Source organism: Dysgonomonas sp. GY617, assembly GCF_015233815.1.
Classification (GTDB): domain Bacteria; phylum Bacteroidota; class Bacteroidia; order Bacteroidales; family Dysgonomonadaceae; genus Dysgonomonas_A.
Window position 1 is genome coordinate 667,603 of record NZ_JADCLR010000029.1, and the last position, 17,467, is coordinate 685,069.

Annotated in this window: 17 protein-coding genes; 7 read left to right on the top strand and 10 right to left on the bottom strand. The window is 35.2% G+C overall.

Going from position 1 to position 17,467, the window contains the following annotated elements; genetic code table 11:
- Positions 1–25 precede the first annotated feature (25 nt).
- Both IR022_RS18635 and IR022_RS18640 read right to left on the bottom strand, forming a co-directional pair.
- The gene (locus IR022_RS18635) at positions 26–679 is read right to left on the bottom strand and encodes a hypothetical protein (protein ID WP_194204859.1); all 654 of its coding nucleotides are present in this window, start codon (positions 677–679) and stop codon (positions 26–28) included.
- A 64-nt stretch (positions 680–743) separates the two neighbouring features.
- The gene (locus IR022_RS18640; RefSeq protein ID WP_194204860.1) at positions 744–1,595 is read right to left on the bottom strand and encodes a mechanosensitive ion channel family protein; all 852 of its coding nucleotides are present in this window, start codon (positions 1,593–1,595) and stop codon (positions 744–746) included.
- 323 nt (positions 1,596–1,918) lie between these two features.
- Here IR022_RS18640 and IR022_RS18645 point away from each other — a divergent pair, with 323 nt between their 5' ends.
- A complete protein-coding gene (locus IR022_RS18645; RefSeq protein ID WP_050709130.1) occupies positions 1,919–3,571 on the top strand; it encodes an AMP-binding protein in 1,653 nt (550 codons plus the stop codon).
- Positions 3,572–3,859: 288 nt separating this feature from the next.
- Complete coding sequence (locus IR022_RS18650; protein ID WP_050709116.1) at positions 3,860–4,249, top strand: hypothetical protein; 390 nt, start codon at positions 3,860–3,862, stop codon at positions 4,247–4,249.
- Between the two features lie 77 nt (positions 4,250–4,326).
- On the opposite strand, the gene IR022_RS18655 is transcribed toward IR022_RS18650, so the two are convergent.
- The 4 genes from IR022_RS18655 to IR022_RS18670 form a co-directional block, all read right to left on the bottom strand.
- Positions 4,327–4,707, bottom strand: a complete 381-nt coding sequence (locus IR022_RS18655) for a VOC family protein (RefSeq protein WP_050709115.1) — start codon at positions 4,705–4,707, stop codon at positions 4,327–4,329.
- A 59-nt stretch (positions 4,708–4,766) separates the two neighbouring features.
- Entirely contained in the window at positions 4,767–5,486 is a 720-nt protein-coding gene (locus tag IR022_RS18660) for an MBL fold metallo-hydrolase (protein ID WP_194204861.1), read from the bottom strand.
- Positions 5,487–5,564: 78 nt separating this feature from the next.
- Positions 5,565–6,353, bottom strand: coding sequence for an isochorismatase family protein (locus tag IR022_RS18665; protein ID WP_194204862.1), 789 nt, complete (start codon positions 6,351–6,353; stop codon positions 5,565–5,567).
- A gap of 149 nt (positions 6,354–6,502) precedes the next feature.
- The gene (locus tag IR022_RS18670) at positions 6,503–7,273 is read right to left on the bottom strand and encodes a helix-turn-helix transcriptional regulator (protein ID WP_194204863.1); all 771 of its coding nucleotides are present in this window, start codon (positions 7,271–7,273) and stop codon (positions 6,503–6,505) included.
- Positions 7,274–7,542: 269 nt separating this feature from the next.
- On the opposite strand from IR022_RS18670, the gene IR022_RS18675 reads away from it, so the two are divergent.
- The 3 genes from IR022_RS18675 to IR022_RS18685 all read left to right on the top strand — a co-directional run bounded on the left by IR022_RS18675 (position 7,543) and on the right by IR022_RS18685 (position 8,732).
- A complete protein-coding gene (locus tag IR022_RS18675; RefSeq protein WP_194204864.1) occupies positions 7,543–7,695 on the top strand; it encodes a hypothetical protein in 153 nt (50 codons plus the stop codon).
- Between the two features lie 95 nt (positions 7,696–7,790).
- Positions 7,791–8,042, top strand: coding sequence for a hypothetical protein (locus tag IR022_RS18680; protein ID WP_050709111.1), 252 nt, complete (start codon positions 7,791–7,793; stop codon positions 8,040–8,042).
- A gap of 66 nt (positions 8,043–8,108) precedes the next feature.
- On the top strand, positions 8,109–8,732 hold the full coding sequence (locus IR022_RS18685; RefSeq protein WP_194204865.1) for a sigma-70 family RNA polymerase sigma factor: 624 nt from the start codon (positions 8,109–8,111) through the stop codon (positions 8,730–8,732).
- 73 nt (positions 8,733–8,805) lie between these two features.
- On the opposite strand, the gene IR022_RS18690 is transcribed toward IR022_RS18685, so the two are convergent.
- Positions 8,806–9,441, bottom strand: coding sequence for a DUF4377 domain-containing protein (locus IR022_RS18690; protein WP_194204866.1), 636 nt, complete (start codon positions 9,439–9,441; stop codon positions 8,806–8,808).
- A gap of 70 nt (positions 9,442–9,511) precedes the next feature.
- Entirely contained in the window at positions 9,512–10,021 is a 510-nt protein-coding gene (locus IR022_RS18695; protein ID WP_194204867.1) for a hypothetical protein, read from the bottom strand.
- 145 nt (positions 10,022–10,166) lie between these two features.
- Between IR022_RS18695 and IR022_RS18700 the strand changes: the two genes are divergently transcribed.
- Positions 10,167–11,693, top strand: a complete 1,527-nt coding sequence (locus IR022_RS18700; protein ID WP_194204868.1) for a sulfatase — start codon at positions 10,167–10,169, stop codon at positions 11,691–11,693.
- A 108-nt stretch (positions 11,694–11,801) separates the two neighbouring features.
- Here the strand turns inward: IR022_RS18700 and IR022_RS18705 are convergent, their stop codons facing one another.
- Positions 11,802–12,338: a C40 family peptidase gene (locus tag IR022_RS18705; RefSeq protein ID WP_194204869.1), complete on the bottom strand. Its 537-nt coding sequence runs from the start codon at positions 12,336–12,338 to the stop codon at positions 11,802–11,804.
- A gap of 368 nt (positions 12,339–12,706) precedes the next feature.
- On the opposite strand from IR022_RS18705, the gene IR022_RS18710 reads away from it, so the two are divergent.
- Complete coding sequence (locus IR022_RS18710; protein ID WP_050709109.1) at positions 12,707–15,649, top strand: tetratricopeptide repeat protein; 2,943 nt, start codon at positions 12,707–12,709, stop codon at positions 15,647–15,649.
- A 108-nt stretch (positions 15,650–15,757) separates the two neighbouring features.
- On the opposite strand, the gene IR022_RS18715 is transcribed toward IR022_RS18710, so the two are convergent.
- On the bottom strand, positions 15,758–17,461 hold the full coding sequence (locus IR022_RS18715) for a M23 family metallopeptidase (protein ID WP_194204870.1): 1,704 nt from the start codon (positions 17,459–17,461) through the stop codon (positions 15,758–15,760).
- Positions 17,462–17,467: the final 6 nt, after the last annotated feature.

Genomic DNA, 17,467 nt, shown 5'->3' on the forward strand with positions numbered 1-17,467 from the left:
TGTAAAATGCCGAATAAATGAAAAATCAATTAATTGAAGCTGTATTCAGAATTTCATTATAGATAGTAGTCCATTCTTCGATATTTTTATTGGGAGCAGTTAAAGTAATTTCTACTTGCTTGTTATCCTTAAATAAGTACGCTATAATTATATTAAGGTTTTTCTTATTTCTGTTTTCAAGTTTGTATTTGAACTTTAAAACAGTTGCTCCATTTATTTTGCTGATAGGTAATGCCTGCCAGTTTGATATTGTCGAAGAGGTACGTTCTGCATTTTGTTTCACTAAATTATTTAGATTCTCTCCTAATGACTCGGCATATTCTGTTTCGAGAATCGAGGCATCGAAATTTTCCAATGAAATAGCATTTGCAATAATATTGGGAAACTCTTTTAGTTGAAGGCTGTCTTTTTCATCAAATCCTTTCTTCAACAAGATCAAGTTGGGTCTGAATTCTTCACAGTTTACACTATCAGGAAGTAGAGCTTTATCCTCAGGGTTTATTAATAACTCGAAGGGTATATCGTTGCGAACCTCTACACTTGCAGGATACTCGATATTGGCAATGCCCTTAATGCCGATCGATTGGTTCTTCTCATTCTCTAAGCTTATGGTATGTAGTTTTACCAATCCCAGAATTACTGCGATAAAAACAATTACAAAAATTACATTTTTTCTCATAATACAAATCTATAAATATTATTGCTCTTAGAACCAAGAATCCGTCTTGGTTCTAAGAGACTTTTTAGTTTACCATTCTGACAGAGAGAGAGGATGCTGCAAATACCCCTTTTTGAGATAAAGTATTGTAAATAGCTTCATTCAAATCAACGCTGACACTTCCATAATCGTCATTTAATACCCAAGCACGTATTACTATGTCGAAATTTCCGTTGTTGATGTTAGTTATTCCTACAAATGGAGTAGGGGCTTGTAATACTTTTTCATTTCTGTTGACTACCTCTGTTAATGCTGCTTTCAATTCATCAGCATTATTGCCATAGTTTATATTTAATACAATATCTATTCTTCTATTCTTTTGTGTAGAATAATTGGTAATGCTACCTGTCGATAAAGGTCCATTAGGAATATATATGGTACGTCCGTCAGCTGTTAGTAGTATTGTATAAAGAATACCTATTTCCATAACTACCCCATCCATCCCTTGTACAAAAATACGGTCTTTTAATTTAAAGGGCTTATTTAGCAGAATCATAATTCCACCAGCAAAGTTAGAAAGATTGTCTTTCATTGCCATACCAATAGCCAAACCACCGGCAGCTATTATTGCAGCTAAAGATGTAGTTGGAATTCCTAATATACCAATAATAGCAACAATCAGTACTATTCTTAATAGAGTGTTTACCAAACTATTGATAAATGTTTGGACGGCGCCATCAACAAGTTTTCGGCTTAAAATTTTTTGAACCAACTTGAGTAGCCATGAGATGAGCCACGAACCTACAAAATAAACAATCGCAGCTACTATTAATTTTTCGCCAAGTCCTATCAGTCGATCCAATAGACCTTGTAGGATAGGCTCTAAAGCCATAGGGCTTATCTCCTTTATGTTTTGCAATAAAATAAAACCTAACATAAAAATTATTCCAGTTTATATTAATAATTAATTGAAGTAAATGGTGCAAATATATATAAAAAACATTGTTCTTTAAATGGTAAAATTCAAATATTCAAAGCAATATCTTATGAGAAAAATCATATTATTTATTTTGTGAAAAACGAAAGCTATCTTTTATACTTTGATTTGATTCGTAGATTATTTCGTTATATTTGCATTAAATCAAGGCTTTATGATAAATAGACACTCCGAGGCAACTTATTATCTTGGTAGATGTTATAAATAAATCCCTTGGAGATATAAATAAGGTATACAAAATCTGGATGATAGATATGGCAGTCATGGAAAACAACGATAAATTTTTAGGGTTAATAGAAAGCAGCATTCATACCAATTGGGATAAGCCTGTTTTTAGCGATTATAATGGAAGTACTCTCCTGTTTAAAGATTTTGCCCATAAAATGGCAGAATTGCATATTATTTTTGACACGATTAATGTGCAAAAAGGCGACAAAATAGCACTCTGCGGGCGCAATTGTACAAATTGGGCGGTTACTTTCTTTGCGGCTATGAGTTATGGAGCAATAGTAACAACTATCTTACATGATTTTGATGGTGAGAGTATTCATAATATTGTGAATCACTGCGATGCTAAAGTCTTTTTTGTAGGAGAGCATGTATGGGATAAGGTTGATCCTTTGAAAATACCTCATGTAGAAACCATTATTACAATAGAGGATTATGCCATTCAAAAATCACGTTCCGAAAAACTCAATCAGGTATGTGAGAACTTGGCTCTTGTTTTCAAAGAAAAATATCCAAAGGGTTTCTTGCCTTCAGACTTGAAGTTTCATGAGGAGCAACCCGAAGAATTAGCCCTTATCAACTATACATCGGGTACAACCAGTACACCTAAGGGTGTAATGATTCCATATAGAAGTTTGTGGTCTAACACTAAATTTGCAATCGAAAGTATTGAGTTTGTTAAAGCAGGCGATGGTATTGTAAGTATGTTGCCTATGGCACATATGTATGGTCTAGCATTCGAGATATTATTGTCAGTAGCCAAAGGTTGCCATGTACATTTCTTGACACGATTGCCTTCTCCTCAGATAATAATGAATGCTTTCGAGAAAATTAAGCCTACTTTAATTATTGCTGTGCCTTTAATTATTGAGAAGATAATTATATCGAGGGTTTTTACTGAATTGAATAAGCAGCCAACAAAAACTCTGATTAAGATTCCTATTATCAGAGAAAAAATATTTGCAAAAGTAAAAGATAAATTAATCTCGGTATTTGGAGGTCAGGTTGTTGAAATTGTAGTTGGTGGAGCCGCTTTAGATTCAGAAGTAGGTAAATTCTTATCGCGTATTAAATTCCCTTATACGGTGGGATATGGTATGACCGAATGTGGTCCGCTTATATCGTATGACTATTGGGAGACATATAGAGCAACTTCGTGCGGTAAACCGGTCGATAGGATGGAGGTGAAGATCGATTCGCCCGATCCTCAAAACGTTACAGGTGAAATCATAGTAAGAGGCACAAATACTATGCTCGGCTATTATAAGAATCCCGAAGCAACGGCAGAAGTGTTAGGTGCTGATGGGTGGTTAAGAACGGGAGATTTAGGGGTAATGGACGAGAGTAATTATGTGTATATTAAAGGTCGTTGCAAAACCATGATTCTTGGACCATCGGGTCAGAATATATATCCCGAAGAGATTGAGCAATTATTAAATAATACTAGTTATGTTGCCGAATCGCTGATTGTCGAAAGAGACGGTAAACTGCATGCACTGATCTTTCCCGATCATGATGTTATAAATGCCTTGCACTCAAAAGAGAGTGTAGATAGCTTATTGCAGTCAGAAATGGTGAATATAAACAAACGCCTTCCCCGATATAGTCAAATTATAGACTATACAATACGTGCAGAAGAGTTTGATAAAACACCAAAAAGAAGTATTAAACGTTTTTTATACAAATAATTCACAAACTTACATTTATATTTTAGTAGATTTGGAGGCATAAGTTGTAAGAAACAGAGGGCTGAAAATAACAAGGTGTTAATTGTTTTATTCTGAAAAGAGTAGAGTGGTTTATACGTCTGTTTTATTAAAAGATCCCCCTGCCTCTTTATTCAAAAAATTGTATTTCTAATTAAAATATCGTCATTGTACAGCCTTTCTTGCCTGAGGGATGGTATAAATGCGTAAATAGATTATAGCAAACACGAAACTAAACTTTTCTTTATTTATTTGAGGACTAATCATATTATGGAAGAAGTAATTAATCCTTTGTCAAAGGCAGCGATAAAAAAAATTCTCCGAACAGCTCAGGCATTTATCGGGCGTAGTAGTATTGCTTTGGAGCGAGAATATCCTAGATCAAGGCGTAGACATCCAACTTCAAATGTCTATTTAATACCTTGTAAAGAATCTTCAATTTTGTGGATACCCAATATCTTTGAGGTATGTGATATGAGTCTGGTGCAGTTTAATAATGCAGTAGATATTGAGGGTTGCTTCGATTTATGTAATAATACATTAGAGTCTATTAAGCCCAATGTTTGGGTAGACGAAGATACTATTATACAGTATTATTCTGAGGCGTCAGGGCAGCATAATTTTCTTATTGGATGGAAATATTCATGCCTTCTTCGGTAATTAGATATTAATAGATATTACTTTATACTTATAAAAAAAACTCGGAAAACTTTTTCCGAGTTTTTCAGCTATTTAGCTTATCTAATTACAGGCAATACTTCAATCCAGTAATCATCAGGATCGTTGATGAAATACAATCCCATTTTGTGGTTCTCGAAACAAACACAATTCATCTCTTTGTGATATTTACGAATCTCATCGTAGTCTCCTTCAACTCGAAAGCATAGGTGGCTTTCATTTTCGCCCAATTCATAAGCTTCAGAGTGATCTCTTAACCATGTTAGTTCTAAAGAGAATGGACTTACTCCATCCGATAGATAAACTAATATAAATGAGCCGTCGGGAGCTTCCTTACGTCTGAGTTCTTTTAAACCTAATGCTTTATCATAGAATTCTATGCTTCGTTCCAAATTGGTAACGTTGACGTTAAAGTGGTCAAATCTACTTACTATTTGCATAATTATTTCTCTTTATCTGGTTGTTAAGGCAGTAAGCCTTTGTGGATTAAAAATATCTTTTATACTTCAATAATATCACCTCTGTGTGAGGGTACAAATACTTCTGTTTTGTATTTTTCGGCAATACTTTTTATCTCAGCTGCCTTGTCATAAGCGGTGTCGAAATGCATAGGTATAAATAACTGTGTCGGTATTTTCTCTAAAAACTGATCAGCTCCTTTCATGTAATCTTTGCCAAGTCGTGGGTCGACGGGAAACATGGCAATGTCAAGAGATGGCGTTGAGTCTGCCAAGTGATTGAGTTCTCTTAAATAAAATTCCTCTGCTTCTTTAATCTCTTGTTTGGTTGATTCTTCGTTCCAATGCCAGTTGTTTAGATCGCCGGCATGAAATATAACTTTGTCATCTCCTTTTATTCTGAATGATATACCTAAGTCGGTAGAGCCAAAAGCATCAATCTGTAATAGGTCGTCTTTGTATTGTTGGTCCTTGTCTATGAAAGTAATATCGCAGAAGGTGGTTTTAGATGCTGTCTCAATATCCTTCGAGAATATATAAGTTATATCTTGTCGTTCCTCCCTCCATTTAAGAATCTCAGGATTAAAATGATCTGCATGTCCATGCGATGCCAGCACATACAATTTTTGTGGGCGATGTAGTAATCTGTCAGTTACAACACCATGATTCTTACTGATCGAATCTTGATAATAGTCTATTATTATAGTGAAATTTGCTGTTTCAATAGCAAACCCACTATGATGTATATAAGTTAGTCTCATTTTCTTGTTTAAAATTAGAAATTTAGAACCGTTCTCAGTTCTTATAATGTTTATTGAAGAATCGAAAGGCTTTAGCTCTTAATCTCTGAATTGGTCGGATGTTGCAAATCTAACCCCTTGTAGTTTGGCATCATCATACATTTTTATTGCCCGTTCGTTTTCCGGATTGATCCACGAAATACAATCAGTCAGCACTATAATTCGTTTTGCCAGGTGGGGGGCAGCTTTCAACATGTCATTTAAAGAATTTGCTACGCAATAATCGGCAGCCTCTCCCATTATTAATATTTTGTCGAACTCTTCTAGTTTTGATAACAATCTTTTGTTCAGTTTTGTTTCCTCGCTGTCATCATATTCTACTGCAGCTTTAAATATGCTGTAATGTTCTGTTGCTTGATGCATGCCTTTGTAAAAAAGATCGTAAGTTTTGCCTTCGTTTATGCACCACGAGTAAAGAGCTTTGATTAGAATTTCGTTTATTGACCACCCTTTACTGCCCTGTATGCAGTGTGCAGGCCATATAGTGCAAACTTCTCCCTTTGCTTCCAGTGCTTTGAGGTAGCTCAATGCCTTGTCTTTATTGAATTGGGGCATCCATTTTCCTTGTTCTAAATCTTCTGCGTGTATTGTTGTAAATAATGCAGGAGGGTATCCCTCTTTGTCTTTCCAATAGTGCTGGTTTGCAATGTGTATGGGTTGATGAGAATCAGCTGTGAGTGCAACATAATCAATACTCGAACCATATTCTTCTATAAAAGTAGCCATCCGCCTAACATCAGCATCAGCTCCATTTACAAATAAAGCTCCAGTAGATTGGGTAAAATCATTTTGGATATCAATACCTAGTACAGCTGTTCTTTCTTTCATCGCAGTCATAATTTAAGTCTAAGACTTATTGGCAACATTTAGTAGACTATTGGCTTGTTTGTAAGGGAGATCACTAAAAGTGTTTTTGGCTAAATTTAATAATTCTTCCCCAAAAATAGGATGATAAAGATATGAAATAAATCAATATCTTAAAATTGTACCGATTGACGAGCTACGATATTGCATAGTTGGCTGATATCATTCATACTTAGAGTGAAATCGGCGTACTCGGGAGATGAATTCAAAGAGTGACAAGTTATTTCGCAGCGTTCCAAATCTTGTTTAATTATTTGTTTACATACAATGGTATTACCTATTAGTATAATCCAAAAAGGATACTCATCATTCCGTAATCTGTCACGCCAATAGTCCTTAGGTAATTCACGAGCTAAAACAATATCTTTATCACATATACTGCGTTTTGAACCATCATCCATGCTGTCTCCTTTTATTTCGAAAGCATAATAGCGTCCCATGCCAATTTTGTCGACAATAAATTCGACTTCCTCCAAGTCATTAGCAAATTCTGCATCGCGATATTCATCTACATATTTGGCATAAGCTTTTATGGGGATTAAAGGTACGCGCATGCGAAATCGCCCATTGGGCATTTCGTAATATTTAACGCCTGAGCTATTCACAAAATAAGGCTCTTGTTCCACGTCAATAGCGAGGCTTAGATTGCTTTCATTGTCCTCTTTGCGGTACATGTTGCCTCGTCCGGTTAAGAGCCAGTCTGTATTTATATTCGGTTCGGCGTTAATTATTTTGTCGATGAGCCCAAATTTAGGCTCTGTTGAGCCTTTAATACAATCATTTAGTGTTGTTTGGGCAATATTCGCAAACTCAGCATAAGCCCTTACTGATTTCGAACTTTGTTCTACAATCATCTTAATGCGCTCGTTTATTGAATTTTTCATCTTTTTTTTATTTAGAATGATTCTGAATATTCGATTTGTCGAATATTTTATTTGAACAGACTTGTTTTCATTCGAGATATCGAATACATTTGCATTATCAATCCAAATGATGAATTGCAAAGATACAAATTAAAACGATATAAACCAATTGATTGCTTTTGATAATATCAGAGAAAATTAAAAGAATAAGGATGTGACCGAGAAACCGAATATTGCTAGTTTTGATAATTTTATCAATAAAGAATAATGTGTATATGTTAGTATGCTTTATGGAAAATATAATAATCTACAATATGACAACAGAAGAATTGCTCTGGAACGCCGCATTTGAACAGAATGAAGAGTATTTGAACAACTCTTATAATTACAATGAGGAATGGGTTATTGAGCGCTATTACGAAGACAAAGAGTTGTTTGAATGATTCGGTGAATTTTTTAAAACTGCCGGCTAATTAGACTCTCCTTGACAACACAAACAAAACTTACAAAGAACAAAACAAACTTAAAACAAACCCTTATGGAAACCAAAACATCTACAAAGAGACGCTACAAAACTTTTGATCAATCGGATGCTATCAAACAAGCTCAAAAATTGATAGATCGTACCAAGAAAAAACAAACTAATCTTCGTTCTATCCGGATTGATGCTGATACGGTTGTACAGATAAAAGCAGAGCGATCTAATGTTGATCGCATAATAGAACGAGTTAAACACAAAGCAAGAACCGTTAGTATTGTCGATCAGATTGAATATGGGCAATATGCCTAATCTCTCTATGTTTGTTGAATACGATTTGTTTATTAAGAATACTTACCATCAAAACCAAACACAATTATGAAACTAGGTAATAGCGGAGCAAATAATAAAGGAAAGAAGTATATTAAAATTAAACCCGGAGCCATTGCCACTCCTGAGAATCAATTGAAAGCAGATGCGTTTAAAGAATGGTTTGGGAGATTCTATCCTCGTTTGCAGACTGAATTAATCAATAAAGATACTTATGATGAAGATGTTTTGAATGATACTTTTCTGCGTATTTATGATAAGATACGTTTCGGAGGATTGGAGATAGCCGATTATAAAGCGTATTTTCATAGAGCATTCTTTACCAACTTCATGCAGATAAATATACAGGCATCGCAAAGCGTAACAACTCCATTGGATAATCATGATAAAATAGACGATTCAGAAAGTGATGAAGAGTTGATTAAAAGTAAGTTTGAGCTGGAGAACGATATCTTTGACTTTGTATATGCTAAATACCCTATTCACGAATTTGAGCTCTTTAAGATGTATGTTCGTTTGAAGCCTGCGATAAACTATGCCGATTTATCGAGTCTTACATCAATATCTCAGAGTCGGATAAGTGAGATAATTTCTAAAATTCGTAGAGATGTTTGTAAGCAAAAAGATTTTACCATGAGAAGAAGGTCTACTTTGCGTAAAACTGAATGTTGAGAGGCTTATATAAATAAAAAAGACAGCGGCAGGTTTAGTTTGTCGCTGTCTTTTCACTATATATATAGTGCTGTTATCGAGTCAAATCTTGTACATCTGTTTCTAGCATATATACGCCTAAAGCGTGTGCCGGGTGCATGTCTTTTGCTTTAAAAACATACTCTCCTCCTATACTCGGAGCAGTCGCAGGAGATGTTATTAGTTCAGCATGGATGGTGTCACCTTCCTTGAATTTATCTGTTTCGGAACTTGTAACCACTAATTTTACTACAGTTGCGCTTATCTTGCCTTCGGCAGCTCCACGACCTATATTTACCTCATCTTTTTCAAGTACACGTCCTACCCATTGGTAATTTTCAGTAACAGGATTTATTGATGCAGGTAATCCTTCGGATGTGGTGGGTGTCTTGGATATTTCTTTTACAAGAATATATCTTAATGAAGAAGCATCAGCAGGTGGATTTTCAACTTTTTCTTCCTTAACTTCCAATACATACTCGAAGCCTTCTTTGTAGTCGAAGCCTTCTATTTGATTGTAAAAGAATGTCCAGTTAGATTCGGAGCCTTTTTTTACGAGTAAACATTTCTGAGGAGCTACGCCCACACAATCTCCTTGTTGTGAAGCAATGGTCATTTTTACAGTATTATTCGATGCGCATGATGCAAATAATAGAGGTAGCAAAAAGAGTAAACCAATTAATTTTTTCATATGTAGATAGTTTATAAATAACTTCTCTTAAAACAGCCAACATTCTAAAATGTTCTATAATTGTGCGGTCTCACCTGTGGAAGTGACCATCTTTTGACCATTCTCCTTTTTGCTCCCTTCTCCAAAAATAGACGAAGAAATAGGTTTGAGGTAGAATGAATGCCAGCGAATAATAGGCTGTTTGTAAATAGTATTCACTAGATTCTAGCTGTGATGAAACAAGGAAAAAGGATATGAGCAGGGGCAGTGGGAGAAAGCTTATAAATGACAAAAGAAAGTTTTTGCGAACGCTGCGTATTTTGCTAAGAAATATAGAGTAAGATGCTATGGCGCAGCTGAAACAGATAAAAAATGGATAAAAGAATAAGTCTTTATTGTTAACATCCATATATTGTTTTATGTCTGAGTCTTTAAAAATATAGCCCGATATAATCCATAAGGGAAGAGATATTGTTAAGCTGATAAGTAGTACCTTGAGAGGAGTGTGCAGGCAAAAGCGAGTCAGCTTGTTTTTGGAAAACAAACTGATCAATAATCCTGCTATGAGCAAAATGGCAACTATTGCTAGACGAACTCTCATAAAGCAAATGTAAAAAAATAATATTGCTAAGAGGTTGTGTCGTTGATATTTTATATGATAATAGAGGATAATTAAAATTATGGGTTGCGCGAAAAGTTGTACCTTTATGTTGATAACCTATGAAAAACATAAATTCGCATTAAAGATGAAATGGAAATCTATTGTACCATTAGCTATATGCATCCCATTAGTTAGTACTGCTCAAAAAAAAATACAAGAGCGACCAAATATTATAGTCTTTCTGGTTGATGATATGGGTTGGCAAGATACTTCGCTACCTTTTTGGACTGAAAGAACTCAGTGGAACAATCTGTACGAAACTCCCAACATGGAGCGTTTAGCAGACCAAGGGATGATGTTTACTCAAGCCTATGCTTGTAGTGTGAGTTCACCGTCAAGAGTCAGTTTGATGACTGGGATGAATGCTGCCAGACATCGCGTTACAAACTGGACTTTGGAGAAGAATAAATCGAATGATGGAAAGAGTGATATAATACAACCTCCAAACTGGAATATTAATGGAATCTGCCAAACTGAGGGAATTAACTATACTTATCAGGTAACTTCATTGGCTCAGATTTTGAAAGATAATGGCTATCATACTATACACTGTGGAAAAGCTCACTTTGGAGCCAAGGATACTCCAGGTGAAAGTCCCTATCATTTCGGATTTGAAGTTAATATTGCAGGGCACGCCGGAGGTGGTTTGGCTAGTTATCTGGGGACTGAAAATTTTGGAAACAAAACTGATGGACAAAAAAGTCCTCTTCAAGCTATACCGGGTCTCGATAAATATTGGGGACAAGATATTTTTGTAACCGAAGCTCTTACCTTGGAAGCTAAAAAAGCTCTGGATCATGCTCAAAAGCTCGATCAACCTTTCTTTTTATATATGGCGCATTATGCCATTCATATTCCTATTCAGAAAGATATGCGATTCTATCAAAAATATAGAGATAAAGGGATGACTGAGATCGAATCGGCATACGCTTCGCTTATTGAGGGAATGGATAAAAGTTTGGGTGATTTAATGGATTACTTAGAAATAAACGGAATAGCCGATAATACAATAATCATGTTTATGTCTGATAATGGAGGGCTTGCCGCAACTTCGCGAAGTGGAGAGCCTCATACTCAGAATTCGCCACTCAATAGTGGTAAAGGATCAGCTTACGAGGGAGGAATACGTGAACCTATGATTGTTTCGTGGCCTCAAAAAGTTAAAAAGCAATCTAAAAATAATGAGTATGTTATTATAGAAGATTTCTTTCCAACGATTCTGGAGATGGCGGGTGTGGAAAAATACAGGTCAGTGCAGCCTGTTGATGGTGTGAGTTTTGTTCCGTTGTTGACAGAGAAAGGCAATCCTTCTAAAAGTCGAAAATTGTATTGGAATTTTCCGAATATCTGGGGACCATCAGGACCAGGAATTGGAGCAACCTGTTCTGTACGTGATGGAGATTGGAAGTTGATTTATTATTATGACACAGGAAAGAAAGAACTCTTTAATGTAACAGAAGATATTGGCGAAATAAATAATTTATCTGAAAAACGAGTAGATATTGTTAGAAATCTATCGAAAGACTTGGGTAAATACCTTAGACGAGTTGACGCTCAAAGACCTTCTTTTAAAAATACAGGAAAATTAGTTCCTTGGCCTGATGAGGTATAAAGAGTTTAAAAAGAAAGCAGACAAGAAAAATGTCTGCTTTTTGTTGATATATTTAAAAGAATGGGATAGAATTAGAAGTGTCTTACTCATTTATAAATCGTAAGTTATTTATAATTTAACTCTGCCTCCTTTTTTCCACGTTCGTTTATAATAATCTTCATTCAGATGGCTAACTATTACTCCTTTGGAGGTGGATGCGTGAATGAAGTAGCCGTCTCTAAGAAAAATTCCGACATGATCTATTTTCTTTGATCTGGGAGAGGTACTGAAAAATACGAGATCGCCGGTTTTTAATCCACCTTTGCCTACTTTGTGTACATCTTTTTTTGCCTGATCTTCGGACGATCTTTCGAGTTTCTTGCTATATACTCTTCTGTATACTTCGCTTACAAAACCTGAGCAATCGGATCCGGCTTTTGAGTTTCCACTATAACGATAAGGTACGCCCAGCCATAGAGATACTTCTACATATAATGGTATGTTGGGGTCATCGTTGTTAATCGGAATGCTTAAACTACGAGATAATTGCTCAACTTCTACCGGATTATATAAAACCTTGCTGCTTCCACAAGAAGATAAGCCTGTAAGTATACATATACCAATTGCGAAAACTACCCATTTAGTCAGCTTGTAATAACTGTTCATACATATTTAATTTATTCTCTAATGATCAAAATGAAACATAAAGATAGTAATAATGATTGACGCCTTTAGTCAGGTAAATGCTCCTATTGTTAAATTTTGCATTTATTTTCATTTCTAAAAAAAAGGATTTAGTGTTCAAGTGTTAATGTTTTTTCTTATTTTTGTAACTTATAGGTACATATGAAATAAAGCACACGCTGTGTATCTAAAAAAACATAAAGGGCACTTAATAATAAAGGATTCATCTGTGCACATAAATCGCTTCTTTTCCTTAACCCGGGATAGATGAGGTATGCATAATTACTTCGTTGTTAAAGAACCTAATAGGTGAAAATCATAAATTAAATATATTATAAAAAAGCTATACTATGGCTATTGACAAAAACAGAAAAACTGCTCGATTCATCAATTTTGGCTGGTTTGCGTGTATTCTTATAGCACTTACCTTAACTGCGGGCAGCATAAGCTATATTAACACTAAACGTATTGTTGATCGTGCCGAACAAAATAATCAGGAGTTAAAAGAACTATTTGGGATGCTTCGTGAGAACTCTCAATATGTGGTTGCTACCGATCAGGTAGGACGCCATTATGTTGATAGCATCAATTTGGTTAAAACCCAGAAAGCTAAAATGGCTGAGGATGCGATTATTAAACAAGCCACTACCCAATTAACCGAATATTCGGGAATGCTATCGAGAACTGCAGATAATACAGTGATGCTCTTATTTGTTTGGGCTGCGGTATTGGCTCTCATAACTCTCATTTTTTCATTCTTAGGTTTTATGGAGTTAAAAGATCGAATGAAAGCCGTGGAGGATACTCTTGACAAGGTGACTGATAAAAATGATGAGATAGACCACAAGAAAAAGGATATAGATTCTAAAAAATTAGAGATTGATGCTCAGAAAGAGCAAATTGATGCTAAGACTCAAGAAATAGACGATCGTAAGAACGAGATCGAAGTTGCTTTGGGTAAGGTGGAAAGTACCCTTTCGGCAGTCGAAAAAATAGAGGGAAATATAAAAGAAGACGCACGCACTTCGAGCTACAATTTTGATATACATGCAGCAATAAGTAAAGCTGATATGACTACAAAAATTGGAGCGTTGGAGGAAATTGCAAAAAATATAGAAAAGGATGAGGTGATAGATAAAGATCGAAAAAGCAGTTTGCTTTATCAAACTTATTTCTACTTAGCTCAGGCTTATTCAGCAAATGCAGATACTGTACAATCTATTGCAACATATACAAAACTGATAGAAATAAATGCGAATCAGCCTCAGGTTTTTAATAATAGAGGAAATGTGTACAATAGTATAGGTGAGCATGATAAAGCTATACTGGATTATGATAGGGCTATCGAACTAAACTCAAATTATACAGAGGCTTATTATAATAGAGGAACAGCGTATGGTAACAAAGGACAATATGATGTTGCTATAGAGAATTATAATCAGGCATTAGCATTAAATCCTGAATATGCTGAGGCGTATTTTAATAAAGGAACAGCATACAGCGATAAAGGTGATTTTGAGCACGCTCTCGAAAATTATAATACAGCTATCAATTTGAATTTGAATGATGCTGAAACATTTTATAGCAGAGGTACTACGTTCAGTAATATGGGACAGTACGATAAAGCTATACAAGATTACAATGAAGCGATTCAATTAAACCCTAGCTATACCAATGCTTATTATAATCGAGCCAATGCCTATTTTAATATGGGCTTGTTTGATGATGCTTTGAATGATTATGATACCACTTTGAAAATGAATCCTTATGATGCCAAAGCTTATTTTAATAGGGGTGTGATTTGTAAAAGTAAAGGATTGAATAATCAGGCAATCGAAAATTTTGATGCAACCCTGCGTATCAAACCTAATAATATCAAAGCGTATTTGAATAGAGGAATGGTGTACCTATCGTTGGAGAATTATGATAAAGCAATTGAAGACTTCAATGCTACACTTAGACTTAATCCTAATGATAAAGATGCTTATTATAATAGAGGATTGGCGTATGCAAAAATAAATGAATTAGATAAGGCTATCAATGATTATAATGCTACAATTATTATATCTCCCGATTATGATAAAGCATATTACAATCGTGGGTTAGTGTATTATAATAGAAAAGAATACGACAGAGCTATTGATAACTTTAATACAGTACTTCGTTTGAATCCAGATGATGCATCTGTGTATAATCTTCGAGGAACAATTTTATTGCAACGTAATGATGTTGATAAAGCGATTGAAGATTTTAATAAAGCTATAGAACTAAATCCTAATAATGCAGAAGCTTATAATAACAGAGGCAATGCTTATAATAATAAAGGTGAGTTTCAGAAAGCAATAGACGATTGTAATGAAGCATTGCGTTTAGATCCTAATAGTATAGACTTGTTTAGTCGTGGAAGCGTATATTTTAGTGTAGGCGAATACGATAAAGCAATAGCTGACTTTACGGAAGCCATCAATGTTAATTCAACAGACGAGAGGGCTTATTTCAAACGAGGAGAGTGTTATTATATCAAAGACCAATACGATCAGGCAATAGCCGACTTTGATGAGGTACTTCGTTTAAATCCTGATAGTATTGAGGTGTATTTGTACAGAGCCGATGCTTATTTCAAAACCAATCAGTTCAAATTGGCTATTGTCGATTATAACAAGGTTGTAATTAATCAGAAGGCTGGAGTTCATGTATATGCTAATTTGGCAACAGCTTACTTTAAAGAAGAGGAATACTCTGAGGCTATTGCTAATTATGATAGAGTGTTAGAGTTAGATTCTAATTATGCAGAAGCTTATCTGAATAGAGGTTTGTCGTATGCATACCTTAAAGATTTTGATTCGGCAATCTTTAACTTTAGCGAGTTATTGCTTATTTCTCCTGAAAATGCGGAAGCGTATTTTAATAGAGGAAATGCATATACTAATAAGCAGGCATACGATTCGGCTGTAAAAGATTATACGGAGGCTATCCGTCTTAATCCTGAGTTAGCAGAAACTTACTTTAATAGAGGCAATATCTATTATAATCATAGTCAGCACAGTGTTGCGATTGAAGATTACAGTAAAGCTATTGAGTTGAATCCTAATTATACAAAAGCTTACTTTAATAGAGGATTAGCTAGTAAAGTAACAGAGCAGTATCAACAAGGTCTTAACGATTTTATAAAGGTAATTTCGCTGGAGCCAAACAATCAGAGATTAATTGAAAAGGCTCAGAAGCAAGTGGATGTTATAACCAAGTTGATGAAGGTGCAATCGCCAGATTCGAATGACAATCTTGAAGAGTAAAGAATAATAAAACATATTATAAAAAAGACCATCCTGCTGAAGGATGGTCTTTTATTTTGTATTTAGTTGTAGCATTGTAAACAACAACTACGGTTTTTTTCAGTAGTCTTAATACACGAAGTCAGCAGTGTATTGGGTTGAATTTCCACATGCATCTGTTGCTGTAAAAACAAGCTTATGAGTTATACCCTTTTTTAGTCGTGCAGGATCAAACTTATATGTAATTATAGGAGATTTCATGTCATGTGTAAATAATGCAAATTTACCATCAATTGTTCCTCTGAAAGTGGCTACACCACTAAGGTTATCGCTTACGCGCAGTCTTATCTCGTCTTTAGGTACTATTATTCTTCTTTTTCCCGATGTTGAGGATTCTATACGTGTTACAGTAGGTGCTTCGGTATCAGCAGAGACAGTTAATCGCAGGCCCAATTCGCGAATTGAAGCTACCACAGATCCATTCTTGTAAGTGCCGCCAACCCAAGATCCTCTTTTGTTGTTATTGTTCACTTGTACCAAGCCATATTGTTTTTTATTACTTATAGGGTCTGATGATAATTTTATGGTCACCTCTCCCGATTTATCGAGGGGCACAGGAGTTTTGTTTACTGTAAAGATATCAGAAAAGAAATCTGTTGACGAAGCTTGAGAAAGAGTGAAGCATACATCATTGTATAAGTTCCCTTTTGAGATAGATAGCGAAAATTGATCGGTGTTGTATTTGTTATCTTCGTCCCATATCAAAACCTGATTGCAGGCAGATGGCGTAAGTATATTTTGCTTTTGACCTCTGATTGTAAAATCGTATGTAGACTTATTTCCATACAGATCTTCCAACTCGTAAGATATTTTGTAGGGACGTTCTTCATCTATATTGATGTAGCCGCTATTTACAGCCGAATAGAAAGGCAATTTATTACCTGGTTCTATAAATGATTGCATATAGAACGACTTGTTAAGTCTCCATTCTGCAAATTCGGTAAATGTATTTATCATACGACTTTGATCAAATGAGAAGCCTGCAGTCTCTGATTTGAATATTTGCTTGCCATCTACTGAAAGTTTGACAACTCTTACACCATAAATGTTAGATGTAGCATCCATTCGGTCATAAGCTTTTATTCCAAATCCTATTAATCCCCATGCTTCAATCGATTGTTTTAATCCCGAGTATTCTCCTGATTTTAGTAAGCTAACAGCTTGGCGCAAGGGTAGGATAGTGCCATTTATAACACCTCTGCCCGGAACGGGGTAGGCTGCAATTCCTTTTATATCGGGCGATTTATTATCGGAGATTAATTTCTTATAATAGACCAAAGGGTCTAAAGCATTTTCTGTTTTAGTATCTCTTATTTCGAAATGCAGGTGTGGACCTCCTGATCCTCCTGTATTGCCACTATAAGCTACAAGTTCTCCCTTTTTTACCGGAATTTGATAAGGTTTAAGTTTTACATCAATTCTAAAACTTTCCTGCTTATATTGTTCTTGTTTTACATATTCGCCTATTCTTACATTATAAGAACTCAAATGTCCGTAAACCGACGTCTGTCCATTGGGGTGGTCTATATATAAAGCCAATCCATATCCGCTGGGCGAAACACCTATTCGCGATATATATCCGTCGGCTACGCTATATATAGGCTTGCCTTCAACACCCTGTGTTTTTATATCTATACCTGAGTGGAAATGGTTATTACGAAGTTCGCAGAAATTGGCGCTCAATAATAGGGGTATATCTAATGGACTTCTGTAATCTTGTGCAAAACTATTTAACGATAGAAATAGAAATATAGTTGTGATGATCTTATTCATTATATA